26 protein-coding genes are annotated in these 24,246 nt (G+C 58.9%); 10 read left to right on the forward strand and 16 right to left on the reverse strand.

Features of this window, described 5'->3' with window-relative positions; genetic code table 11:
- Positions 1-50: 50 nt before the first annotated feature.
- Positions 51-263 carry a helix-turn-helix domain-containing protein gene (locus ACO08A_RS22395; RefSeq protein ID WP_422038144.1) on the reverse strand — a complete coding sequence of 71 codons (213 nt, stop codon included), beginning with the start codon at positions 261-263 and terminating at the stop codon, positions 51-53.
- A gap of 32 nt (positions 264-295) precedes the next feature.
- Entirely contained in the window at positions 296-874 is a 579-nt protein-coding gene (locus ACO08A_RS22400) for a DUF2975 domain-containing protein (RefSeq protein WP_422038145.1), read from the reverse strand.
- Between the two features lie 176 nt (positions 875-1,050).
- Here ACO08A_RS22400 and ACO08A_RS22405 point away from each other — a divergent pair, with 176 nt between their 5' ends.
- Complete coding sequence (locus ACO08A_RS22405) at positions 1,051-1,812, forward strand: outer membrane protein (RefSeq protein WP_422038146.1); 762 nt, start codon at positions 1,051-1,053, stop codon at positions 1,810-1,812.
- A gap of 15 nt (positions 1,813-1,827) precedes the next feature.
- On the opposite strand, the gene ACO08A_RS22410 is transcribed toward ACO08A_RS22405, so the two are convergent.
- The gene (locus ACO08A_RS22410) at positions 1,828-2,490 is read right to left on the reverse strand and encodes a haloacid dehalogenase type II (RefSeq protein ID WP_422038147.1); all 663 of its coding nucleotides are present in this window, start codon (positions 2,488-2,490) and stop codon (positions 1,828-1,830) included.
- Between the two features lie 104 nt (positions 2,491-2,594).
- Complete coding sequence (locus ACO08A_RS22415) at positions 2,595-3,029, reverse strand: VOC family protein (protein ID WP_422038148.1); 435 nt, start codon at positions 3,027-3,029, stop codon at positions 2,595-2,597.
- A 319-nt stretch (positions 3,030-3,348) separates the two neighbouring features.
- Here ACO08A_RS22415 and ACO08A_RS22420 point away from each other — a divergent pair, with 319 nt between their 5' ends.
- On the forward strand, positions 3,349-4,206 hold the full coding sequence (locus ACO08A_RS22420; protein WP_422038149.1) for a branched-chain amino acid aminotransferase: 858 nt from the start codon (positions 3,349-3,351) through the stop codon (positions 4,204-4,206).
- A gap of 9 nt (positions 4,207-4,215) precedes the next feature.
- Here ACO08A_RS22420 and ACO08A_RS22425 read toward each other — a convergent pair whose 3' ends face one another.
- Positions 4,216-5,391 (reverse strand): YbfB/YjiJ family MFS transporter, encoded by a 1,176-nt coding sequence (locus tag ACO08A_RS22425; protein WP_422038150.1) that lies wholly within the window; start codon positions 5,389-5,391, stop codon positions 4,216-4,218.
- Positions 5,392-5,760: 369 nt separating this feature from the next.
- On the opposite strand from ACO08A_RS22425, the gene ACO08A_RS22430 reads away from it, so the two are divergent.
- The 4 genes from ACO08A_RS22430 (at position 5,761) to ACO08A_RS22445 (ending at position 8,506) form a co-directional block, all read left to right on the forward strand.
- Positions 5,761-6,360: a superoxide dismutase gene (locus ACO08A_RS22430; protein WP_319382668.1), complete on the forward strand. Its 600-nt coding sequence runs from the start codon at positions 5,761-5,763 to the stop codon at positions 6,358-6,360.
- 191 nt (positions 6,361-6,551) lie between these two features.
- Positions 6,552-7,010 carry a c-type cytochrome gene (locus ACO08A_RS22435; protein WP_422038152.1) on the forward strand — a complete coding sequence of 153 codons (459 nt, stop codon included), beginning with the start codon at positions 6,552-6,554 and terminating at the stop codon, positions 7,008-7,010.
- Positions 7,011-7,056: 46 nt separating this feature from the next.
- The gene (locus tag ACO08A_RS22440; RefSeq protein ID WP_422038153.1) at positions 7,057-7,989 is read left to right on the forward strand and encodes a c-type cytochrome; all 933 of its coding nucleotides are present in this window, start codon (positions 7,057-7,059) and stop codon (positions 7,987-7,989) included.
- Positions 7,990-8,020: 31 nt separating this feature from the next.
- Positions 8,021-8,506 (forward strand): GNAT family N-acetyltransferase, encoded by a 486-nt coding sequence (locus ACO08A_RS22445; protein WP_422038154.1) that lies wholly within the window; start codon positions 8,021-8,023, stop codon positions 8,504-8,506.
- Between the two features lie 81 nt (positions 8,507-8,587).
- Here the strand turns inward: ACO08A_RS22445 and ACO08A_RS22450 are convergent, their stop codons facing one another.
- The 3 genes from ACO08A_RS22450 to ACO08A_RS22460 are packed head-to-tail and all read right to left on the reverse strand — an operon-like array spanning position 8,588 to position 9,516.
- Positions 8,588-8,962: a RidA family protein gene (locus ACO08A_RS22450; protein ID WP_422038155.1), complete on the reverse strand. Its 375-nt coding sequence runs from the start codon at positions 8,960-8,962 to the stop codon at positions 8,588-8,590.
- Between the two features lie 16 nt (positions 8,963-8,978).
- The gene (locus ACO08A_RS22455) at positions 8,979-9,197 is read right to left on the reverse strand and encodes a DUF2798 domain-containing protein (protein ID WP_422038156.1); all 219 of its coding nucleotides are present in this window, start codon (positions 9,195-9,197) and stop codon (positions 8,979-8,981) included.
- Positions 9,198-9,204: 7 nt separating this feature from the next.
- A complete protein-coding gene (locus tag ACO08A_RS22460) occupies positions 9,205-9,516 on the reverse strand; it encodes a putative quinol monooxygenase (RefSeq protein WP_422038157.1) in 312 nt (103 codons plus the stop codon).
- Between the two features lie 98 nt (positions 9,517-9,614).
- Here ACO08A_RS22460 and ACO08A_RS22465 point away from each other — a divergent pair, with 98 nt between their 5' ends.
- Positions 9,615-10,520, forward strand: a complete 906-nt coding sequence (locus ACO08A_RS22465) for a LysR family transcriptional regulator (RefSeq protein ID WP_422038158.1) — start codon at positions 9,615-9,617, stop codon at positions 10,518-10,520.
- A gap of 7 nt (positions 10,521-10,527) precedes the next feature.
- Here the strand turns inward: ACO08A_RS22465 and ACO08A_RS22470 are convergent, their stop codons facing one another.
- From ACO08A_RS22470 to ACO08A_RS22495, 6 genes are all read right to left on the reverse strand, one after another.
- Positions 10,528-10,920, reverse strand: coding sequence for a hypothetical protein (locus ACO08A_RS22470; RefSeq protein ID WP_422038159.1), 393 nt, complete (start codon positions 10,918-10,920; stop codon positions 10,528-10,530).
- A 192-nt stretch (positions 10,921-11,112) separates the two neighbouring features.
- Complete coding sequence (locus ACO08A_RS22475; RefSeq protein ID WP_422038160.1) at positions 11,113-12,165, reverse strand: hypothetical protein; 1,053 nt, start codon at positions 12,163-12,165, stop codon at positions 11,113-11,115.
- Between the two features lie 294 nt (positions 12,166-12,459).
- Entirely contained in the window at positions 12,460-12,609 is a 150-nt protein-coding gene (locus ACO08A_RS22480) for a hypothetical protein (protein WP_422038161.1), read from the reverse strand.
- Positions 12,610-12,822: 213 nt separating this feature from the next.
- Positions 12,823-13,875: a hypothetical protein gene (locus ACO08A_RS22485; RefSeq protein ID WP_422038162.1), complete on the reverse strand. Its 1,053-nt coding sequence runs from the start codon at positions 13,873-13,875 to the stop codon at positions 12,823-12,825.
- A gap of 296 nt (positions 13,876-14,171) precedes the next feature.
- Entirely contained in the window at positions 14,172-15,764 is a 1,593-nt protein-coding gene (locus ACO08A_RS22490; protein ID WP_422038163.1) for an ABC transporter substrate-binding protein, read from the reverse strand.
- A 268-nt stretch (positions 15,765-16,032) separates the two neighbouring features.
- Entirely contained in the window at positions 16,033-18,117 is a 2,085-nt protein-coding gene (locus tag ACO08A_RS22495; protein WP_422038164.1) for a S9 family peptidase, read from the reverse strand.
- A 155-nt stretch (positions 18,118-18,272) separates the two neighbouring features.
- Between ACO08A_RS22495 and ACO08A_RS22500 the strand changes: the two genes are divergently transcribed.
- From ACO08A_RS22500 to ACO08A_RS22510, 3 genes are all read left to right on the forward strand, one after another.
- Positions 18,273-18,989 (forward strand): phytochelatin synthase family protein, encoded by a 717-nt coding sequence (locus ACO08A_RS22500; RefSeq protein ID WP_421983595.1) that lies wholly within the window; start codon positions 18,273-18,275, stop codon positions 18,987-18,989.
- Between the two features lie 319 nt (positions 18,990-19,308).
- Positions 19,309-19,644 (forward strand): STAS domain-containing protein, encoded by a 336-nt coding sequence (locus ACO08A_RS22505; RefSeq protein WP_422038165.1) that lies wholly within the window; start codon positions 19,309-19,311, stop codon positions 19,642-19,644.
- 29 nt (positions 19,645-19,673) lie between these two features.
- Positions 19,674-21,305 (forward strand): Na/Pi cotransporter family protein, encoded by a 1,632-nt coding sequence (locus ACO08A_RS22510; protein WP_422038166.1) that lies wholly within the window; start codon positions 19,674-19,676, stop codon positions 21,303-21,305.
- 69 nt (positions 21,306-21,374) lie between these two features.
- On the opposite strand, the gene ACO08A_RS22515 is transcribed toward ACO08A_RS22510, so the two are convergent.
- Positions 21,375-22,364 (reverse strand): ABC transporter substrate binding protein, encoded by a 990-nt coding sequence (locus ACO08A_RS22515; protein WP_422038167.1) that lies wholly within the window; start codon positions 22,362-22,364, stop codon positions 21,375-21,377.
- Positions 22,365-22,951: 587 nt separating this feature from the next.
- Positions 22,952-24,181, reverse strand: coding sequence for an MFS transporter (locus ACO08A_RS22520; RefSeq protein WP_422038168.1), 1,230 nt, complete (start codon positions 24,179-24,181; stop codon positions 22,952-22,954).
- Between the last annotated feature and the right edge of the window lie 65 nt (positions 24,182-24,246).

The following is a 24,246-nucleotide window of genomic DNA, read 5'->3' on the forward strand; positions in this document are numbered from 1 at the left end:
CATGTCCGGCGTGCTGACGGTCTGCTGCCGGGGCGCCGGCACATTGTGCTTCAGTCCTCTTGCCTTTCGAAAACCAGGATGTCCCCCGGCTGGCAGTCCAGGGCTTCACAGATCTTTTCAAGGGTGTCGAACCGGACACCCTTGACCTTGCCGGACTTCAGCAAGGACACATTCTGTTCCGTGATGCCGATCCGCTCGGCCAGCTCCTTGGAGCGCATCTTGCGGCGCGCGAGCATGACATCGAGTTCAATGATGATCGGCATTCAAGTCCCATTCTGCAAAGCGTTGGTGCCCTTCACACGAACTGGCGGTTTTCTTCATCAATAGTTGCCGCCTCGCGCATGATCCAGCCGAAGACGAGCATCAGGGCGCCAAATATGAGGAAAAAGGCCTCGCCGCCGTCGAGCGCCACCTCGATCTCTCCCTCGCCCGCGGGAAAGTCCCAGGTCAGCAGTGCCGACAGGATCGGGTCGCTCAGAATGTCGAAGACACCGTAGGCCAGTAGCCAGCTGCCGATCTTGATCATGCGTGAGAGGGTTTCGGGCGCGAAAAACGCGGCCTTGCGGAACTGGTCGAACAGCTGACGGATGTTCCAGCAGATGCCCATGAGCAGGCAGAAGGCGCAGCCGATCACGACACCCATTCCCAGGCGCTGGCCGAACGGGATCTCTCCGAGCGGTCGCTCAAGATCCGTCAACTCGAGCGTTTCCGCCGCCGCTTCGAGCGCAACGGGCAGCATAAGCAGGGCAACCAGGAGCACACCGAACACCGCAACAAGTATCAAGATCACGGTGACGAACCATTTCATCGCCGTCGACAACCGACGAATGCGCGACAGACGCTTTGCGCGCTCAACCTCTTCCAGCTCGGTCATTGCAAACTCCAACTGCCAACCCGTCAGCGTGTCTACGGCAATCGATCCCATTTGGCAATTTGAAATATTGCTATTGACAAAAAAATTATTGAATGCATTTTTTAAATTATTGTTTTACGATAATAAATGCATGAGTCGCGGTCGACTTTTCCCCAAGCCCTGAAGCGAGTATACGAATGCCAAGTTCCTTTGCCGATTGCGGATTTTCTTCATCCCGTGCAGGCCAGCGCGCCTGCGCGCTCACCTCACCAGGCCGATCCGGAGGCCGGGTCTTCCTGCGTTGGCTCTGGAAGCCCCTGTTGCTGTGTGCGGTGAGCGCCGTGCTCGTGACGGGCGCACGTGCGGCGGATCTGGGAACCGGCCACGCGCCACTGTTCGTGACGGCCAAACCGGTTCAAGACCTTTGGTCCGGGCCATATCTCGGGCTGGAAGGCGGTGTCTCGAACACCTTGAGCGAGGTCAAGGCAGATGGCCGGACCAAGGAACTGTCGCGGGTGGACGCGGCCTTCGGCCTGTTCGCGGGACATAACTGGAAGGTCTCCCGGGTCGTGCTCGGCGTGGAAGGGGCGGCCGCCTATATCGGTGGAAGCGAAAAGGGCAGGCATCCGACGCTGGGACCGGTGTCGGCGGACGCCAAGTGGACGGTTTCGGCAAAGGCACGCGCTGGTGTGCCGATCGGCAGTTTCCTGCCCTACATGAGCGCAGGGGTAGCGGTCAGCGAGCATGGTCTCGAAGTCGGCAGCGACAGGCAGACATCGGTGCAGGTCGGACCTGTTCTCGGCGCGGGTGTCGAAGTCGCGCTCAAGGACAGGTGGCGCATGCGCGCGGACTATACGCTCACGGGCATCGTCAACCAGACATCGCGTTTCAACGGCACGAGCGTCAGGCGGCAGTCCGGCAATCAGCGGCTCATGCTGGGCTTGTCCCGCGCGTTCTGAGTGGGCGCTTTAAAGCTATCCCAGGGCGGCCAGGCCGGTCAGGTCGGCAAGAACCGCCTTGGGGGCAAGGTCCGGGTATTCGTCGGGCATGCCGGTCCGGTTCATCCAGACGGTTCTGAAACCGAACGCGGTCGCGCCGGCGATATCCCACCTGTTCGAGGACTGGAACGAAACCTCTTCGGGATAAATCCGGAAATGGGTCGTGACCATCTCGTAGACAGCAGGGTCCGTCTTGAAGGTTCTCAGGTCGTCAACGGAGAAGATCTCGTCGAAGAGTTCGGTCAGGCCGGCCGCTTTCGCGGCCGCCTCGAGCATTGCGGGCGAACCGTTCGACAGGATCGCGACCTTCGCTCCGGTCGCACGCAGATTGGTGAGGACCTGGGGAACCTCGGGATAGCAATCCAGCTCCCAATAGGCGTTCAGAAGGTCGTCCCGCATCGACCTGTCCGCTGTCGGCACAAGCGCAAAGGCGGTGTCGAGACCCTGCTGCGTCAATTCCCAGAAGTCCTTGTACTGGCCCATGAGCGCGCGCACCCACGAGTATTCCAACTGTTTTTCACGCCAGATCGACGACAGCCGCTGCGCGTCCGGACCCAGCTTTTCCGCATGCTTGCGCACGGCTGCATGGACATCGAACAAGGTACCATATGCATCGAAGACGAAAGCGGCATGCGCCATAGGACGGGTTCCTTTTAAGGGAATTCAGGACGGCGGAAGAAAACCTTGCAGCAACGGGCGCGTCAAGCGCCTGTTTGTGCGACATAAGTTCAATTCCGCTTACTTCACTGCGGCGGCGGCAGCGTGATCGCCCCGTCATCCTCGATCTTCCAGAACGGATTATAGGCGATTTCCAGAAGGTGACCGCCCGGCAATTCGACATAAGAGGAATAGCCGCCCCAAAAGGCTTTCTCGGGTTGTTTGACAGGGGGCGCACCGGCCTCGACCGCTTTCCGGAATTCCGCGTCGACTTCCTTTTCCGACCGGGCATTCCAGGCAAGCGTGATCGCGCCCGTTGTCTCGCGGGTGACTTCCTGTCCGATCTCCCTGGCCAGCGCATTGCGGCTGTAGAGCGCGAAGACGCCGCCGACGATCTGGAAGAACACGACATCAGGCGAGGGGGCAGCGTTGACTTCCCACCCCAATCCGTCCTCGAAAAATGCCCTGGCAGCCGCGACGTCCGGCACGGCAAGCGTTGTCATCGAAATACGCTGTTCCATTGAAAGATCCCCACTTTGAAAAGAACATATAGAGAACAAAATTCGAGATTGAGTCAAGACCCTTGCTCTCGTCCGTGTGCGCAAGGGTCGTTTGCCGGACAGACGGACCGTTTTTCGGACTTTGTTCTGGCGCCTGGCTCACGAAAAATTTTTCCGTATGCTTTCAGATGGCTGAACAGTTTGATCCAAAAATTGGCCCTTCGCCGAAAGAAAGAAAGCAACATTCCGGTTCATTCGGGTAGGCTATTGACCTAGGAGGGAGACCGGTGTTGTGTCGTCGACCAAGACGTTCGGTCCAAAACAAGACAAGGGAAGAACCATGAGCGGAATTAGTGATACCTGGACCTGGATCGACGGAACCTGGCACGAGGGCAATCCACCGATCATGGGTCCGCGTACGCATGCTTCCTGGCTCGGTTCGAGCGTCTTTGACGGGGCCCGGTTCTTCGAAGGCGTGATGCCGGATATCGACCTTCACTGCAAGCGTGTGAACGATTCCGCGGTTGCTCTCGGCATGAAACCGACCATGAAGGTCGGCGAAATGGTGGAGCTGACGAAGGAAGGCTGCGCCAAGTTCGACAGCAGCCAGCATATCTATGTCAAGCCGATGTACTGGGCGGAGGGTGACGGACCCGGTGTGATCACCGGGGACCCCGACAGCACCCGTTTCTGCCTCTGCCTGTTCGATGCCCCGATGGCGCCAAGGGATGCCGCGATGAGCATCACCCTGTCTCCCTATCGGCGGCCCACGATGGAATGCATGCCCGTCGATGCCAAGGCCGGCTGTCTTTATCCGAACAATGCGCGGGCCATGCTGGAAGCCAAGTCGCGGGGCTTCGACAACGCCGTCGTGCGCGACATGGTCGGCAATGTGGCGGAACTGACCTCCGCCAATATCTTCATGGCCAAGGACGGCAAGGTGCATACGCCTGCGCCGAACGGAACATTCCTGAACGGCATAACCCGGCAACGCATCATCCAGCTGCTGCGTGCCGACGGCCACGATGTGTTCGAGCGCACGATGCATTATGACGAGTTTCTCGATGCCGACGAGATCTTCTCCACCGGCAATTACAGCAAGGTGACGCCGGTCAAGCGGATCGAGTCACGGGACCTGCAGCCCGGTCCCATCGGTGCGCGGGCGCGCGAACTGTACTGGGATTTCTCCCACCAATAAGCCCGAATACTATTCCCGGACGACCAGAGCGGCGGCGATCAGCAAGGCGGCTGCCGCCGCCAGTGAGGCCGCATTGAACGATCCGGTCATTGCATGAAGTTGCCCGGCGAACCAGGGACCAGCAACCTGACCGGCACCGAAGCTTGCCGTCAGGATCGCGAGCATGCGGCGGACCGCGGTTTGCCCGTGCCGCTCCGCTTGTCTGCGTCCCTCCATCAGACCGAGCGCCGTGATGCCCATGAAGGTGCCGCCGAGCAGCAGGGCTCCGAGCAGAAATAGGGCGGGTTGCTGGCTGATCACGGTCAGCGCAACGCCGACCGATTCCAGGACGCAGGCAAGGGCAAACGCCTTGCGCGCGCCTGTCCGGGCGGCAACCTTGTTCCAGACATAGATGGACGGTGCCGCGCTCAGGCCGACAATGAGCCAGACCAGCTTTTCGCTCGACTGAAGTGCGGGCTCCGAGCGTGCAATCACCGAGACGAATGTCGCCGTGATCACGTAACCGAACCCGAACAGGCCGTAGGCTCCAACGAGCCGGATCAGCCCGGCCGTCAGCAGCGATTTGGGCCCGTCTTTCGTCAGCTCTTCTTGAGGCCGTTCGGCGGGCTGCGCCGATGGCGCCGGTACCAGACGCACGGCAGCGGCAAGAAAGGCAAAGGTCGCAATTCCGCTTGCGATCCAGAGCAGCCGCCAATCCGGGGCGTAGCGGGCCAGCGCGGCGATGAGAAGTGCCGAAAAGGCAATGCCGCAGCCGACGCCGGCAAAGTGAAGCGCGGACAGGTCGGACCGGCCGGCGGCGTTCAATCGCTCAAGTATGAGCGTCGTTGAGAAAACCAGCACGAATGCGCTGGCAATACCACTCAAGAACCTGATCAGAAGGAATGCGGTCAGGTCCGTGGTCAGCGCCATCGCGATGCTTGTGAGCGCGCTCGCGGTGAGACCGCCGAGGAACCAGTGCCGCGGCTTGCCTGGCAGAGACCTTGCCGCGCCCGCTAGCGCGCCCGCCAGGTAACCGATGAAGTTCGCCGATGCGATCAGGCCCGCCTGGCTTGCAGGCAGGTTCAGCCCGTCCGTCATGTAGGGAAGGATGGGCGTGTAGACGAAGCGGCCGATACCCATGGCGGCTGCCAGCGAGAGCAAGCCACCAAGGGCCAGCATGAGATGGGAACGTGCGTCCTTCGACATTCGGTCTTCTGCGGCGGGCATTGCGTTTTTTAGGGAAGGCGGCGAGGGGCCTGGTCTGGAGTGATGCGACGAGCGCGATGCTACAGCCATCGGCGCGCCGTTACAAACATGCTGATCGGCTGGTCCGCCGCCCACGCTGAGCAGAGGCAATTGCCGCCGGCCGCAGCAGAACCAGCGTGCCGTTCGCAGGCGTTCCTTGTCCGGGAAAAATCCGAAGTTGGGGTTCTGGCGAAAAAAAAAGAAAAAATTATTTTATTTTTGTCTTCCGAGCTTGCCGGACCGTGCCGAGAATCCTATTTTGCGGCTCGAGACGGTCGCGCGGACCCGGCGTCCCTTCAACCGTTCCCCGACTTATCTGAGGAGTTTGTCATGTCTTTCGAATTGCCTGACCTGCCATATGCTTACGACGCGCTGGCACCCTACATGTCCGCTGAAACGCTCGAGTTTCACCACGACAAGCATCATCAGGCCTATGTCACCAAGGGCAATGAATTGCTCGCCGGCAGCGGTCTTGAAGGCAAGTCTCTGGAAGACATCGTGAAGGGCAGCTACGGCAGCAACGCGCCGCTGTTCAACAATGCCGGCCAGCACTACAACCACATCCATTTCTGGAAGTGGATGAAGAAGGACGGCGGTGGCACCTCCCTCCCGGGTGCGCTCGCATCTGCAATCGACAGCGACCTCGGCGGCTACGACAAGTTCCGTGCGGACTTCATCGCGGCAGGCATCGGCCAGTTCGGTTCCGGCTGGGCATGGCTTGCGGTGAAGGACGGCAAACTTGAGATCATGAAGACGCCGAACGGGGAAAACCCGCTGGTTCACGGCGCGACGCCGATCCTGGGGTGCGACGTGTGGGAGCATTCCTACTACATCGACTACCGCAATGCGCGTCCGAAGTACCTGGAAGCCTTTGTCGACAACATGGTCAACTGGGACTACGTCCTGGAACTCTTTGAAGCGACGAAGTAATCTCTGCGTTAGAGTTTTGAAGAACCCCGGTCCGCAAGGGCCGGGGTTTTTTGTTTTTGTCAGCGTCGACCACACTTTGTTACACTTTTCAGGCGTCATCACGGGAGCGTGATTTCATGCTTGGCCCTGTCTTGGGCTGTACTTGTGGCGGGCACTTCGGGTGCCGGTGTCTGATCGAGAGGGAGATGATCATGCGCGTTGTTGGGAAAGTTGCGGCTGTTGCGATTGTGGCCGGTTTGGGAATTGCAGGTTCGGTTCAGGCAGCAGACGATCCGATAACAGTGCGGCAGGACATCATGTCCTCTGTCGGCGCGGCTGCCGGTCTCGGCGGCGGCATGATGAAAGGGCAGTTGGACTATTCTCCTGCCGCTGGCAAGGCCGCGATCGCAGCGATGAATGCCGCCGCCGTTTCGTTCGGAAGCTTCTTCCCGGCCGGGTCGGACCAGGGCGACACAGGAGCTCTTCCGGCGATCTGGGAAAACGCGGACGGCTTTGCGGCAGAACTTGCGAAATTCTCCGCTGCTACGGGCAAGGCGATGGAAGCCTCCGGCAAGGACGGTCCCGCTGATCTCGATGCCTTCAAGGCAGCGATGGGGCCGGTTTTCGGTACTTGCAAATCGTGCCACGAGACGTACCGTAAGAAGAACTGACCGGCGCCTTCCGACATTGCCGGTCAGATCGGCCTCGGAGAGATCCATGAAAAAGGGAATAGTCGTCCTGTTCGTCCTGGCTGTGATTGCAGCCGGGGCCGCATGGGTCATGTCCGCGCCAACGCGGATGAGCGAACAGGAGGCGAGCGCGCTCAAAGCGGGTGATCCGGCGAGCGGCGAACTCGTGTTCTGGGCCGGTGGCTGTGCGTCCTGTCACGCAGCTCCGGATGCCAAGGGCGACGATCTTCTCATGCTGGGCGGCGGGTTGCGGCTTGAAACACCGTTCGGCGTGTTCGTGTCTCCGAACATTTCGTCAAGCGAGGCCGACGGGATCGGAGCATGGTCGCTGGCCGACTTTGGGAATGCCATGACCCATGGAACCTCGCCTGACGGACGCAACTACTATCCGGCTTTCCCCTTTACGTCCTACGCCCGGATGTCGGATTCCGACATCGGCGACCTATACGCGTTTATGAAAACGCTTCCGGCGGTCGACGGTGCGGCGGCTTCGCACGAGCTTGGTTTCCCGTTCAACATCCGCCGGGGCCTCGGTTTGTGGAAAAGACTGTTCCTCGATCCATCGCCGGTGATCGCGGCTCCCGTTCCGGCAGACAGTGTCGACATGGCCTTGTGGGAGAGGGGACGGTATCTGGTGGAAGGTCCCGGGCATTGCGGCGAGTGCCACACCCCGCGTGATTTCGCCGGCGGTCTGGTACTGCCCGAGTGGCTGGGAGGCGCTCCGGCGCCGACCGGTGAGGGACGTATTCCCGATATCACGCCGGTGGAGGGAAAATTCGGCAGCTGGAGCGCCGCCGACATTGCCTATTACCTGGAAAGCGGGTTCACGCCGGAATACGATTCCGTGGGCGGGGAGATGGTCAAGGTTCAGGAGAACATGGCCCGCCTGCCGGCAAGTGACCGCGAGGCAATCGCCGCCTACCTGAAAGCCATTCCACCCGTCATCCCAGATGCAAATTGACAGGCCTGGTTGATCGGACTAACGAAGCCGGATGGAACCAGAGAGCCACATTTTCGTTGCCCCGGTCGAGACCCCTGCAGAGCTCGAAACGGTCAAGACCCTGTTCCGGGCCTATGTCGACTGGCTCGGCATTGATCTCTCCTACCAGGGCTTCGAAGAAGAGCTGGCAGCGATGCCTGGGAAATACGCCCCGCCACGCGGTGCGCTTTTTGTTGCCAAGGAGCCGGATGGAACAATTCTCGGCTGCGTCGGGCTGAGAGCCTTCGACGATCAGGGCCGCTGCGAAATGAAGCGCCTTTACGTGTTGCCCGAAGGCCGGGGCAAAAAGGCCGGGGCCACACTTGTCGGACGCGTCATCGAGGCGGCTGTCACAGCTGGTTATGCCGAAATGCTGCTCGACACGCTTCCCACAATGACCGGTGCCATAAAGCTCTACCGGGCCGCGGGGTTCGAGGAAGTGCCCGCCTATTACGAAACGCCGATCCCGGAGACGGTCTTCTTCCGGAAAGTGCTCTAGCGATCCGTGCCCTAGCCGGTATCCTCATTGCGCCGCCTATCGCGGCGGACGGGTGCTGTGTCCGCCGCGGAGACCTGGCTCTCAAAGACCGAAAACGGCTTCGATCTCGACACGCAGTTCGGGCGCGAACAGGCCCGAAACCATGATCAGAGAACTGGCCGGGATCGTGCTGCCGTATCCGGCTTCAAGCACGTCGCGGATTGCAGGAATGTCGGCGGCATCGGTGATGAACACCGTCACCTTGACCAGGTCGGCAAGGCTTCCGCCATATTGCCTTGCGATATGCTCCAGTTGGTCGAGAACCGCGCGTGTCTGTTCACCGGCACTGGACCTTTGCGCTCCGGTTCCAAAGGCCGTGAAGCCGGACGTATAGACGGTGTCCGCGTGCCGGACGGCGTGGGTATAAGGGCCGACCGGAAGGCCGAGTGCTTCAAAGTTCTGTCTGGCAATGGTCATGCGTACTCCAGAGTGGTCAGGGCAGTTTCCGGATGATCGTGCTGGTGATCCTATCCACAGCAGGGCCGAGGCACAGCGCGATGACGGCTGCGGCCGGCCATGCCAGGCGGAAGGCGTCCATCCATCTGGCCAGAAAGACGTCGCTCCATCCCAGATTGATGAACGTCACCCAGCAGGACATCAGGAAAGACAGCCCGAAGGACATGAAAAACGTGGCGATCAGTCTGCGTTTCATGGCCCGATCAGGCTGCGGATTTCGAGGTTAGCTGGCCGATTTCTCCCAGTTCCTCGATGTAGGCCACCTCGGTGAGGTCACGCGCAAGGTAGGCCCGGGTGTGGTCGGCCTCGAAATGGTCCGCCAGCGCCTGCCGGTCCGTCCAGCACTCCCACAAGGTGAATTTTCCCGGCTCTTTCAGGTTCTGCCGGATTTCGAACAGCAGGCAGCCGGGTTCGCTTTGCGTCTGTTCCGCAAGCAGGCGCAATCCGCTTTCGGCCTCCTGCAGGGACGCTCCGTCCTTCAGTTCGATCCCGGCACTGATGAAGTATTTCGACATGGGTGTCTCCGTGTTGTCTCGTGACACCCTTGATCTATTGATTTCAAAAAACATAATCTATAATCAGTGTTGATATCTTAAATTCCGAAAATGAAATCATGCTTGACGATATAGCACTCTTTGTCCACATCGCACAGTGCCGGAGCCTGTCGGCGGCGGCACAGAGGCTGAACCTGCCGCCCGCCAGCGTCACGCGCCGCCTGCAGCGACTTGAGGAAACGCTGGGCGTGCAGCTGGTGCACAGGTCCGCCCGGAAGTTCGCGCTGACGTCGGAAGGGGAAGCCTATTATGCCGGCCTTGCCGACGTGATGCAGCAGGCCGAAAGCACCCTGCAGACCCTCAATTCGGACCTTCATCAACTGCGCGGACCGCTCACAGCTGCCGCACCGACAAATGCCTCCATCGGTGTTCTTGCGCCCATGTGGTCCGGTTTTCTCAAATCCTATCCGCAAATCCGTCTGACACTGAGCCTCAGCAACGACAACAAGGATCTGGTCGAAAACCGTGTCGACATCGCCTTGCGGTTCGGGGCGCAGTCGGAAACAGGCCTCTATCAGAAACGGGTGGGGCGGGTCGCGACAAGGCTGGTGGCATCGCCTGACTATCTGGCGGCGCATGGAACACCGGAGAGCCTTGACGACCTTTCCAGGCACAAGCTCATCTGGGTGTCATCGCTTCCGCACTGGTCCCTGACGTATATCGAGACGGGCCGGGAAGAAACGGTCTATCTCAGTCCGCACGTTGGCGTTGATGACATCACGCTTGCGCGGCAGCTTGTTGCCGACGGGCACGGTATCGCGCTGCTTCCGGTGACAGAGACATCCGCCGACCTTTTGTCCGGACGGCTCGGTTTTGTCCTGCCGTCCTGGACCGGGCAGGACCGCAACGCCTATCTGGTCTGGCCGACGGGACGCCTGTTGAGCGCGCGCGCAAGGTGCCTGCGTGACCATATTGCGGATTTCATGAGGGCAGACCCGGTGCTGCAGGGCGGCCTTCCGTCCTGAATGGCGGTCAGGCCGTGTAGGGATTGCACCTGATGAAACGGGGAACGTCGATGAAGGATCGCATCGCGGACAGCCAGGCGAGGCACTGGTCCTGCGTCTTGAAACAGCCGGCCTGCGATGTCTGATACCGGTCGCTGAAGTCATAGACGGTTCCGCTCGCGATCCCTTTCCAGCCTGAACCGGTAAAAGTGCGGCAGTCATACGGCGTGTTGCGGGTATAGGGCAGGTTCTGACGGGTCTTGCTGAATGTCGGGGCAAACAGGAGATCGGACGGCGTCTGGAACTGGGACTGGGACTGACAGGCAACCAGGCCGAATGTCGCCAAGGCGACAAAGGACACTTTGCACAATGATCCGAAATTGCGGGCAACATGTGCTCGTGTGCTGATCTGGCGAACCATCAAACGCTCCCGTGAAAAGTGTTCTTTGTCTCGTAGTGCCCCAAGAGACTGATTTGCAATACAAATCAATTGAGCGGAAGAGCGCGGCAAAATCAAGACACGAATGAAGGAGCCCCCACCGGTCGGTCGACCGGAGAGGGCTGGTAAGGGTTTCGATTTCTGTGACCGGTAAACGCAGTCCGGATATCCTTCTCAGGCGAAAGGGTCCGTGCTGGGAAGGTTGAAGTCGAACGGGTCGTTCAAACCCTGGTCCGCATCATCCCAGGCCTGGTAGTACCCCTCTTCCTGGAGCTGCAGGAGAACGGCTTCGAGCTGGTCGCTGACGGATCCGAACGCATCCCAGGCATCGCCCATCTGCGCCGCGAAACGGGCAATTTCGTCATAGAAGCCCTGGGGCATCTGGTCGAAATTGACCTGATCGAGATCGGAGAACAGGAACATCATTTCGTCTTCGAACAGGAACTCACGCTCGGTGCCGTCCAAGTTGACGATTTCGCCTTCGAACGTGACCGAGAAGGTCATCTCGTACATGCCGAAATCGTTTCTCTCGAGCTCGATCACGAATTCGAACTCCATGGAGAATTCCTCGATCCCGTAGTCGGCGGCTTCGCCCGTTACCTCGAGAACCTGCTCGTATCCGAAGGAGGTCAGGATCGGATTTCCGTCTGCATCGAACGCTTCCGTTTGGATGGTCGTGCCGACCTCAGCGGTCATTTCGATATACATTTCCCGGAACTGATCGTCGTAGAAGTTGCCTTCGAACTCGTAGGCAAGTCCGCTCTGGTATTCGATCGCGACCTCTTGACCGTTGAAATTCATGGTCTTGATCTCGGTCGTCCGTTCCTCCGTCAGCGCCATGATGTCGAGCCGGCCCGCCTCCGAGCGGAACGTGTAATCCTCCATCTCCAGTTCGAAGTTCACCTGCTGTTCGCCGGAACCGCTGGATGACTCGACGCCGGAAGTGATGTTGCCCTGCGGTCCTTCGGAAAGCTGTCCGTCCGGAAGGTCGTCCTTGCCCTCAAGGTTGTACGGATCAAGGTTCAGGAAGGGCATGTCGAAAGCGGACGGTGCAGTTTCAGAATTGGCCGACGGCACTGCGTCGCTCACCGGCTCAATGTGAAACTGACCAGGCGGACCGCTCTGCGTTACTTCAGCGGATTTGGTATTCAGATCGATGATCTTCTGATCCAGCAGTTCATCGAGATTAGCGAAATTCGTGTTCGAAAATCTGATATGCGTATTCATGAATATTCCTCTCCGAAAGTCTTTCGTGTCATGCAGTTTCTATTTTATGAAGCCTGCAATACGAGAATTGGTGAGGAAAAAATCTTGTTCAACTAAATTATGTTTCATTAATATTCAGAAATAATTCGGTTTTCACATTAATTATACGGGGTTGATTTTTGATAACATTTGAGAAGATTTGTAAGAAATCTTATGATTACTGGCGCTCCGTAACATATTCTTTGAACGTGTAGTCAAAATGAGAAAAACCGGCGCCAATGGCACCGGCCTTCCGGGTTCGCTGTTTCTGGTGCGTCAGGCGACGTTGATCCGGGGCAGCATGAGGAAATTGGCCGCCTGCCGGGTGAGGTCGACAATGGATCTCGGTCTCCACAGGAGCGGCTGGACATGCAGCGGGACACAGAAGAGGTCGTCAAACATGATCTTGCCAGTCTCGTCCGGCATCGCCTGGTGTTTATCCGCATCGATCCCTTTCCGGATCAGCGGCAGCAACGCGTCGACCTGTGCATTCGAGTAACTGACCTCCGGGACAAATCGACTGGGCGAAAAAGTGCGGCAAACTCAAGTTACAAACGAAAACCCCTCCGGTCGGCTGAACGGAGGGGCGATTAAGGGTTCTGTTTGCTGCAGTTACCTACAGCAGTGCGGACTTGGTTCTCAGGCGAAGGGATCCATGTTGGGAAGGTCGAAGTCGAACGGGTCGTTCAGACCCTGATCGGCATCATCCCAACCCTGGTAGTGCCCGTCTTCACGGAGCTTCAGGAGAATGGCTTCGATCTGCTCGTTGACAGACCCGAACGCATCCCAGGCCTCACCCATATTGGCGGCAAAACGGGCGATCTCGTCGTAGAAACCCTGCGGAAGCTGGTCGAAAGAGACTTCGTCGAGACTGGAGAAATTGAATACCGACATGTCTTCGAATAGAAACTCGCGGGCATTTCCATTCAGGTCGACGATCTCGCCTTCAAACATGACGGAAACGGTCATCTGGTAGTGGTTTTCGCCGATCTTCTCCAGTTCGACCATGAACTCGAAGCCCATGAAGAACTCTTTGATTCCGTAATCGAATGCATGGCCCTCAACCTCGAGCATCTGCTCGTGTCCGAATGACTTCAGGACGGGATTGCCGTTCTCGTCATATACTTCCGTCTGGATGGTGGTTGCCGCTTCGGCGTTGACCACGACATAAAGTTCCCTGAACTGGTTGTCGTAGAAACTTCCCTCGAAGCCGTAGGCGAGACCGCTCTGGTATTCGGCCGGAACTTCCTGGCCGTTGAACATCATGGTCTTGATCTCGGTGGTGCGCTCTTCCGTCAGCGCCATGATATCGAGCCTGCCGGCGTCCGAACGGAACGTATACCCCTCCATATCAAGCGTGAAATTGACCTGCTGCTCTCCGGCTCCGCCTGAAATGTCGACCGCGGATCCGATCATGCCCTGCGAGCCTTCGATCAGGTCTCCTTCCGGAAGATTGTCCTTTCCATCGAGGTTGTAGGGGTCGAGGTTCAGGAATGGCAGATCCTGCCCGGACTGTCCGTTGTCCGAAATCGACGACGGTGCGCTCTGTGTTCCCGGCTCAATCACCGGATTACCCGGCGGACCGCTCTTCGTGACATCGACGGCATTTGCGGCCAGGTCGATGAGTTTCTGGTCCAGCAGTTCGTCGAGATTGGTGAAGTTCGTATTCGTGAATCTGGTATGCGTATTCATAATGGTTCCTCTCCGAAAATCTATGTCGTCCTGCGGGTTCTATTTGAACGAAACCTGCACTACGAGAATTGGTGGGAGGAAAACTGCATTCAACTAAAATTTGTTTCATTAAAAATCAGAAATAATTTGGTTTTCGCATTAAATATGAGTGTGGTGTGTTTTGAAATATTTGAGAAGAATTCAGGCAGGAATTTTGGTTACTGGAAATTTTTAGCGTATTTTGACAAGTCTTTTCACAACAAAGAAAAACCGGCGCCGATGGCGCCGGTCCTCGGTTTTCAGCGTGATCCGGTCCGTCAGTTGACGTTGATCCAGCGGAGCATCAGGAAATTGTCTGCCCGCTGGGTCAGGTCGATATTGGACTTCGAGCCCCACAGAAGCGGCTGGATGTGAAGCGGCACATAGACGACATCGTCGCGGATGATCTTTGCCGTTTCGTCCAGCATGGCCTGACGCTTTTCTGCATCGATTTCCTTCTGGATCTGCGGAAGGAGTTCATCGACACGTGCGTTCGAATAGCCGCCGAAATTCCAGCTTCCGAGCTTTTTCTCGTCGTTCTTGGTCGTGACAAGGAAGCGGATCGGATGCTCGGCATCGAACGTTCCCGGTGACCAACCGAGCAGGTACATGTCGAAGTTGCCCGCGCGCAGTTCCGGCCAGTAGCTTCGGACCGGCATTGCGTTCAGTTCCGCCTTCATGCCGGCCTGCGTGAGCATGGCGGCCATCGCCTTGCAAAGCGCTTCGTCGTTGATGTAGCGGTCATTCGGGCACATCAGGCCGAAGGAAAATCCGTCCGGGTAGCCAGCGTCGGAAAGCAGGGACTTTGCGCCGTCGGGATCATATCCGATCCGGTCGGTCGCCGCATCGCTGTGTCCCTTCATCTGCGGGCTCACAAGCTGGGTCGCGACCTCGGCATTGCCGCGCATGATCTTGTCGACTAGGGCCTCGGCATTGATCGCCTTCTGCACCGCCTCGCGAACCTTGACGTCCTGGAACGGGTTCTTGTCCGTCGTTTCCTTGGAATATTTGAGAGCATCGTGACCATGGGCGAAGCCGAGCATGATGACACGGGCCTCAATGCCCTGGTGCAGGCTCAGCCCGTCCTGGTTCTCGATCCGGGAAACGTCCTGCACGGGAACGGGATTGATCAGGTCAACCTGGCCGCTGAGCAGTCCGGAAACCGCGGTTGCCGGATTTGCGATCGGCAGGAACGTCGCCTTCGTGAGGTTGTGTTCCTTATCGTCCCACCAGCCGTCAAAGGGTTCAAGCACAGTCTGGACGCCGGGCTCGCGGGAGGTGAGCTTGAACGGGCCGGTCCCGTTGGCGTTCAGGGTCGCATAGGTTTCCGCTTCCTTGGCCGGGCGAACGGCATCATTGGCTTCCGCCCATCCCTTGTCGAGAATCATGAAGTTCGCGATGGAATCGGGAAAGATCGGGTTTGGCGCATGGGTCAGGAAATCAATGGTGTAGTCGTCGACGATCTTGACTTCCTTTACCGGCGCGAACCAGGAGCTCGTATCGGCTTCCTCGGAAGACGCACGCTCATAGGAAAAAAGCACGTCTTCTGCCGTGAGATCCGCTCCATCGTGGAACTTCACACCTTCACGCAGCTTGAAACGCCATCCCTCGCCACCGAGCGGCTCCCAGCTTTCGGCCAGGGAGCCTTCGATCTGCATGTTCTTGTCCCTGCGGACGAGACCCTCGTAGACATTGTTCAGGAACCCGAGCACCGGGGCTGAGTTGACGGCATGGGGGTCCATGGTCTGCGGGTCGGTCGGCGAGGACCAGCGGAGTTCGGCAGCGCTTGAAATTGAAACCGAAGAGAGCAGGGCGGCGGCAAGCGTAAGTCCGGCTGTAAAGGCTCCGGTGCGGCGTAACGACCTCATCATGACATCCCCTTTAGGTGTTGTTGTAATGGTGTTGTGAAAATAGCCTAAGCTTTTTCGGTACAAAAGAAATACCGGACCCGCATGCGTGTCCGGTATCGATCTCAATTAAATGTGAAATTGGGAGCGCGGCTAGGGTCCGTACCCTAGGTTAATTTGCCCGGCAACGTCGTTGCAAATCTTTGGAAACCGGACGGTTTCCTGCAGCTTTGCGCCTCGTATCCGAACAAATTCATCCCTACCAATTCATCCAAATGAATGGGTCCAGACCCTAAGCCTTGCCGGCAACCTTCAGCGCAAATGCCTGCACAAGGGCGACTTCCTTCAGCCTGTCGAAACGGCCGGACGCGCCACCGTGGCCGGCTTCCATGTTTGTCTTCAGCATCAGGAGGCCGTCGCCGGTCTTTTCCGCACGCAGACGGGCGACCCACTTGGCAGGTTCCCAGTAGGTGACCCGCGGATCCGTCAACCCCGCCACCGCGAGGATCGCCGGGTAGTCCTTGGCTTCGACATTGTCGTAAGGCGAATAGGAAGCGATGTAGTCGTAAGCGACCTTGTCGGTGATCGGGTTGCCCCATTCCGGCCATTCGGGAGGCGTCAGCGGCAAGGTATCATCCAGCATGGTCGCCAGGACATCCACGAAGGGCACTTCCGCGATGATGCCGCCGAACTTCTCGGGCGCGAGATTCGAGATTGCCCCCATCAGCATGCCGCCGGCGGAACCGCCCTGTGCGACGATCCGGGCATGAGAGGTGAATTTCTCCGCGACAAGGTGGTCCGCTGCGGCGATGAAATCCGTGAATGTGTTCTTCTTGGTTTCGCGGCGGCCGGTCTTGTACCAGCGGAAGCCCTTGTCCTTGCCGCCGCGCACATGGGCGACGGCGTAGACGAAGCCGCGGTCCACAAGCGAAAAGGCGTTGGTGTTGAAGCTTGCCGGGATCGTGATGCCGTAGGACCCGTAGCCGTAAAGCAAGAGGGGGGCGGAGCCGTCGAGTTCCGTATCCTTGTGGTAGAGGATCGACACAGGCACGGTTTCGCCATCGGCCGCGGGGGCCATCATCCTCCGGGTGACGTAGTCGGCGGCGTCATGTCCGGAAGGAACTTCCTGCTCCTTCTTCAGAACCCGGTCGCGGGTCTCGATGTCGTAGTCGAACGTCTGGGACGGTGTCGTCATCGATGAATAGGTGAAGCGGATCGCGGTGGTGTCGAATTCGTAGCCACCGCCGAGACCCAGGGAATAGGCCTCTTCATTGAATTCCACGGAATGTTCGAGACTGTCCGCGAGGCGGTGGATGACAATGCGCGGCAGTCCGTCTTCGCGCTCCAGCCGGGTCATGAACGTCTTGTAGACGCAATGCGACAGGATCAGGCAGCCGGGCTTGTGGGGGACGAGGTCGGTCCAGAATTCCCGTCCCGGCGTTGCCTTGGGGGCGGTGACGATCTTGAAATCCTCCGCATCGCCGAGATTGGTCAGGATGTAGAGCGTGTCGCCGTGATCATCGATCGAGTATTCGACACCGGTGTCGCGGGGCGCGATCAGGACGGGGGGCATTTCCGGCTGGTCGGCCGGGATCATCCAGACTTCCGACGTCTCGTGATCGTGGATGTCGATGATGATGGTCTCGCCCGACTGGGTCTTGCCGACGCCCATGAAGAAACCGGCATCCGTCTCTTCGTGAACAAGCACGTCCTGCGCAGGGTCCGTGCCGACCTTGTGCCTGAAAAGCTTCGAGGGGCGGTGGTTGTCGTCAAGGCGAACGTAGAAGACGAATGTGCTGTCCGAAGAGAAGACGCCTCCGCCTGCGGTGTCCGCAATGCTGTAGTCCAGGTCCTTGCCCGTCTCCGTATCTCTCAGCTGCAGCGAATAGTATTCCGAGCCCTTGTCGTCATAGGCCCATGCAAGCAGCTTGTGATCCGGCGACTGGCTGGCACCGCCGATCCGGAAATAGGCCTTGCCCTCGGCTTCGCTGTCGCCGTGAAGCAGGACGGTTTCAGCGCCGCCTTCGCGCGGCGTGCGGAAGAAGATCGGCTGCTGGCCGCCGGTTTCGAACTTCATGCCGTAGGCATAGGGACCGTCGGGCGAAGGGACCGAGCTGTCATCTTCCTTGATGCGGCCGCGCATTTCGCCGAAGAGCGTTTCCTGAAGACCGGCCGTCGGCGCCATCACCGCTTCCTGGTAGGCATTTTCGGCTTCCAGGTAGGCACGGATGTCCGCATCAAGAACAGAGGGATCGCGCATCACCTCCTGCCAGTTGTCCGCACGCAGCCAACCGTAGTTGTCCTGTCTGGAGATGCCGTGGATTTCGTGGGTTTGGGGGCGTGCTTCGGCACGCGGGGGAAGAGCAACCTGTTTCATGCGCAAGGAGGTAGGATTTTTGTGATTTGTTGGCAAGTGACATTGTTTTCAGAATTCGTTCCGCAACGACATTCCCGCTTTCACATGACAGACCGGCCCGCCGCCTGATAACATGAAATTACGTAAGGTAATTTTCTTGGCCGGAGGAGGATGCCATGTCCCGGATGATCCTGAGTTGCGCAGCTGCCGTGGTGGCCTGCTTCACTGTCGCGCACGCGGAAACGATGCCGTTGCCGGACAGCCTCATCGGCCTGACGAGCCCGGAGGGGCAGTCGCTGCTCATGGGATCGGAGGCGAGCAACGACTACTTTCCGCTGAGCATCCACTTCACGACCCAGGTGAACCCGGCCTATTGCGGTCCGGCGACGATCGCCATGGTCCTCAACGCACTGAACGTTCCGCGTCCGGCTTCAAAAATGACGCTTGGTCTCGGCATGTTCGATCAGGAAAACATCTTCACGCCAGCCGCAGCGAAAGTGAAGGCGGCGGAAGCGATCGTGAGCCCGCCATACGGCATGACGCTCAACGAACTTGGCGGTGTTCTTGCCGCACATGACCTGAAGGTGGACGTGGTTCACGCATCCGATTCCGATCTCGATACGTTTCGCGCGGTAGCCGTCGCCCATCTGCGGGACGATGACACGTTCGTTCTCGTCAACTATCTGCGCAAGTCGATCGGACAGGAAAAGGGCGGGCACATCTCGCCGCTCGGTGCCTATGACGAAGACACCGACCGCTTCCTCATTCTTGACGTTTCCCGCTACAAGTACCCTCCCGTCTGGGTCGAGGCAGCGATCCTGTTCGACGCAATGAATACGGTCGATAGCGACAATGCCGGCAAGACGCGCGGCTATGTCAGCGTTGGCCGCTGAACGAGGTCACCGGGGAAGCGGCAACGGCAAACGGGAAAGCCTGCGCGCCCGTGCGCGCGCAGGGCACATGGTGCCGCCGAAGGCATGAGCCTTGGCAATAATGAGGGGGGTGACAATTCCACGAAGAGATCTTACCTTAGGGTAGCTTGGTTTAACGATTTCGAGGCCAGGCGGCTTTTGAGAATGAAATTGTTTGCGTAAGTTTTAAAAAACCAGATCGCTGGCGAAGCCTGTTTTGAGAGCTCCGTGCAGCGCTTCTTATAAAAAACAGTACCGACTCTCCTGGTTCAATATTAGAATTTTCCGGAGACATATTGCCGTGATTATTGAGATTTACAGGGAAAATACCCTTTGCATCATACGTCCTGCGGGACGGATTGATCTTGCGACAGTGGACGAGTTCGAAAGCTCCTTGCGGGACCAGATCGAAACGGCCCCAGCCAAGTTGCTCATTGACATGGGAAAGGTGACCTATCTGGCGGGAGCCGGGCTGGGTGTTCTCCTGGCAACGGCCATGACCCTGAAAGGGCACGCCAGTCAGATGGGCGTCTTCGGTGTGTCCGGACGTGTTGGCGAGTTGTTCGAGGTGTCCGGTTTCGGGTCGGTTCTGGACGTTCATCCCGACGAGTCGAGCGCGCGGGGAGAGGTCCACTGATTGCAAGTCACGTACAGACAGCCGCGACGATGTTTGCGGGGCTGGGTCTGTTTTTCTTCGCGATGCACTTTCTGTGCGTCAACCTGAAACGTCTTGCCGACCAGAAATTGAAACGGCGCATCGCCAGGCTGACAGCAACGGCACCCGCGGGGCTGTCGGTCGGGATGCTGATGATTGTCCTGACCCAAAGCGGGACGGCCGCCGTGTTTCTTCTGGTCGGCCTGGTTCGGGCGGGCATGATGACACTCCGGCAGGTCCAGCCGGTCATTCTCGGCCTCAATGTCGGTGCCGGGCTCATCGTCCTGTTCCTGACCCTGGACATCCGTGTCGCCGTGTCGCTTCTGATCGGTGTCTCCGGCATTCTCTATGCGTTCGGTGCACGGCACAGGGAACATGTCGCGGGAGCTGCCATCGGTGTCGGACTGCTGTTCCTGGGTTTCCAGATCATGCGCGATGCCGCCACGCAGATCGAAACGCAGGCCTGGTTCTTGCACTTTGTCGAAGTGACGGCGGGAGCGCCGCTCATGGCGTTTCTCGCCGGCATGGTCCTGACCATTTTCGCCCAGTCATCGATTGCCGTCACAGCGGTGATGATCGTCTTCCTGCAGTCCGGCCTGTTCGAATTGCAGGACGGGATCATGTTCGTGTTCGGTGCCAATATCGGCAGTTCGGTGCTGATGCTGCTGCTGTCGGTCAACCTTTCCGGCGTGCAGCGGCAGGTCGCCCTCTACAAGCTCGGTTTCAACGCGATTTCGGCCATGATCCTTTTGCCGGTGATGTACGTGGAAGCCGTGACCGGGTGGCCGCTGATTGTTGCGCTGGTCTCTCATTTGAGCACCGACGCGGGCACACAGGTCGCGCTGGCCTATGTCTTGTTCAATGCATTGCCCGTGCCCATTCTCCTCATGATGCTGGGGCCGACGGCGGATCTTCTCCAAAAAGTCAGTCCCGAGACCCGGGCGGAAAGCGGCGCCAAGCCGAAACACTTGCTGCAACCCTGTCAGGAGCCTCCATCTGTCGCTCAGAGGCTGGCCGAACTGGAGATTGTCCAGCTCCTGCGGCAGTGTTCCGAGGCGTTTTCAGCCATGCGGTCGAACCGCGGCCTGAAGGACCTTCACGCCAACCTGGAAGCGGCCGCTGCCCTTCACCGGGTTATCGAGGAAGCGCTCAAGGACATTGCATCGGACCGGTCCCTGTCGCCTTCTGAACACGGGCGGGTCGATCTGCTGGTGCGTATTCTCTATCTGACGCAAGGCATGCGGGATGCGCTCGACGGTCTCGGCGCCGAAGTCATTTGTCTGCGCAAGACACGCCCGGACCTGTGGTTTGCGGATTCCGCCGTCGAAGGCCTCGACGCCATCCTGGGCGTGCTGATATCGGTCGCCCGGGATCGAAACCGCGACACCCTTGAGGTTCTGAGTCGGCTGACATCGGCAAAGGGCAACGGCATCAATGCGATCAAGGTCGCCTATCTGGGGGAAGACCACCTCCTTACGGACGAGGACCGGGGGAGGCTCCTGAATACCATGAACCTTTGCGAACGCCTGATCTGGCTCTTCGGAGAGGTCGGCCGGACGTATGGAAGACTGGGGCACAGCCAGGTTGAAGTTCTGCCTTCCGTTTTCGAAAGGCAGTCCAATTCGGCGCGGATTCTTGCCTAGGCACCCGTGGGCAAGTGTCGGAAGGTGCCCGTGCATGCTACCGGACCTGTCGGGGATCGGGTCGCGAACCTATTTGTAAACGACCGCGTTCCGGGAGTTTTCCAGCTTGAGCTTTGAGGCCGCCTTGTTGCCGCTATTGATGTAGAGCGTTGCCTCCGCAGCGCTGATCTCGTCGATCGGCAGATTGTGCGGCGGGACCTTCTCAAGCAGGATCTTTGCTGCCATTTCGGCAGCGGTCCTGCCGCGTTCCTCGTATTCGCTGCCGAAAACGAGCGTTATGCCGTCTCCGACATAGGCGCTCGAGGATCCCATGCTGACGAGGTCCTCCGGTATGATCTGCGGCAGGGCCTCGGAATGGGCGACAAACGAGGACGAAGAGGTCACGTATATGGCATCGACGTCTTCAAGTTCGGGCTTCAGCGCGGCGATCTGAATGTCCTTTTCCTTCGCGTCCGGGGCGAAGCGCAGCCGCTTGATGGAAATCCCGCGTTTTTCCGCAGCGCTTGAAAGCCGGTCTGCCTCTGCGACCGCATTGCTCTCCCTCGGATCGAAGAGGACGGCGATCGTCCTGACCGGATAAACGCCGGAGAGCAGTTGAAGATTGACCTCCGGCGACAACGAGTGCTTTGCTCCGGTCATTCCCCGGGGTGGCCGGTCCAGCGCCGGTGCGAGGCCGACACCGACCGGGTCGGTGACAATGTTGAAGACGCGCGGAACGTTGTCGACGTGGAAATTCTGAACGGTCATCGTCACGGTCGTTCCGAAGGTGTAGATCAAATCCATCGACTTGATATCGTCCAGCCGGTCCCTGAGGAAACCTGCCAGCCTGGTCTGATCGCGGCCCGCGTCGAAATGTTCGATATCTGCATCGACACCAAGCTTTTCGAGATGAGCGATGAAACTGTGTTCTGCCGGTGTCAGGCCGCGCCATGTGAGCATCAGGATGGATCTGGTCTGATCCGATGCCATCAGGGAGGAGGGGGCAAGGATCAGGAGCGCGAGCAGGACAAGGCGTGTTATCAAGACGGCGGCTCTGTCGGCGATGTTGTTGTCGTTCATCTTTGCGATGGGATATTCCCGTTCATGATAAGCACCAGAGCGCCGGCATCAATGCCCATTTATCTTTTCTTTGACAGCATAAACTCGGAAACGATTGCAACTTAATTCTGCGCGGTGCGTCTACCGGCCGAAAACCTCACAATTGCGTTGCCAGGATAATCGGTGTCGGGGGCTCGCGACGCAGAAGTGTCGACGTTGCCGCGTCTGCGCCCGCCCGCGAACCGCGGCACTGACGCCTCGGCAGACTATCGGGGAGTGTTGCGGTAAACGAAGACGGCGGCCCGGACGCACAAGCGGGCGAGCATGCCCGCAGACGACGCGAGCGTCATCTGAACCGCAGCTCCGCGGGCGAGGCCCGTACCCCAATTGACGTCCTGAATTGTTGCCAGCGCAAAAAAACAGAAAGCCGTTACGACCGCGTACACCATGAGAGACCATCTTGTTGGCAGAAAAAATATGGTCAGTGCAACGATCACATGCGCGGTTTGAAAATACATATGCGGGCTCCGGATCCGGTTGAATGCCGGGATCAAACCGAATGCGCGTGCAGACCATTCCCAGGTGCTTTGCAGAAAAGGCGCAATCGCTCAGGAAACGGCGACGCGCGGCCTGCCGCGGAACAGGATGAACACCATGATCGCCATGTTGAGGAAGTTCCAGGCGATGCCGTTCATGAACGCGGCCTGATAGGAGCCTGTCAGGTCGTAGATCAGTCCGGACAGCCATCCGCCGAGCGCCATGCCGAGAATTGTCGACATCATCACCAGACCGACACGGCGGCCGGCCTCGCGCGCAGGAAGATATTCGCGCACGATTACCGCGTAGCTCGGCACGATGCCGCCCTGTGACAGCCCGAAGATCAGGGAGACCAGATAGAGCGATGCGAGGCCATTGAACGGTATATAGAGAAACAGCGCCGCGCATTGCAGGACGGAACCGATCAGGAGTGTCCTGATGCCGCCGATCCTGTCCGCCAGAACACCCGATATCAGCCTGCTGACGACGCCCATGCCCGTCATGAGGGCGATCATGTCGGCACCGGGGGCGATCCCGTAACCGAGATCGACGCAATAAGCGACGATATGCACCTGGGGCATGGACATGGCCACGCAGCAGCTCAGGCCGGCAATGACCAGAAGCGCCTGAAGGGCCGTCGGGGACAGGCCGGTCGATTGGCTGCCGAAAGCCAATGCGGACGGGCCGGCCGCCAGGGCCGATTCCGGCGGTTTCCGCCGCAGGATCAGGGCGAGCGGCACCATCGTGACCAGACAGATGATGCCGATGACCAGATAGGTTTCGCGCCAGTCCGAGGTTTGCAGGTTCCATTGTATGAAGGATGGCCAGAGAACGCCGGCCAGGTAGTTGCCGGAGGCGGCGCAGGCGACCGCGAGCCCGCGGCGTTTCAGAAACCAGTGCGAGATATCGGCGACAAGCGGTCCGAAGGTTGCCGCCGTGCCCAGGCCGATCAAAACGCCTTGTGCCAGCGTGAACAGCAGGACGTTCGGGCTGATGGCCGCGAGCGAGAACCCGGCGGCCAGAAAAATCGCCGAGGCGATCACGGGCGGAACGATCCCGTAGCGATCGACAAAGCGCCCGAGAATGTAGTTGCCGATGGCGAACCCGGCCATCGTGGCCGTGTAGGGCAGGGAGGCACCGGCCCGGTCAACGCCGAAATCCGCCTGCACATCCGGCAGCACGATGACAACGACCCACATCCCGGCACCGCCGATGGTGCTGAGCAGGATCGAAATTGCAAGGCGGAACCACGCGTATGGGCCATCCTGCACATAGGGATCGGCTGTATCCGGACTGGACATATCGGACTTTCAAGAAGTGTCTTCGATCCTGCCTAGCAGGTTCGCCGAACCCGGGCCAACAAATA

The organism is Roseibium sp. (assembly GCF_965232425.1).
In the GTDB taxonomy this organism is placed as follows: domain Bacteria; phylum Pseudomonadota; class Alphaproteobacteria; order Rhizobiales; family Stappiaceae; genus Roseibium.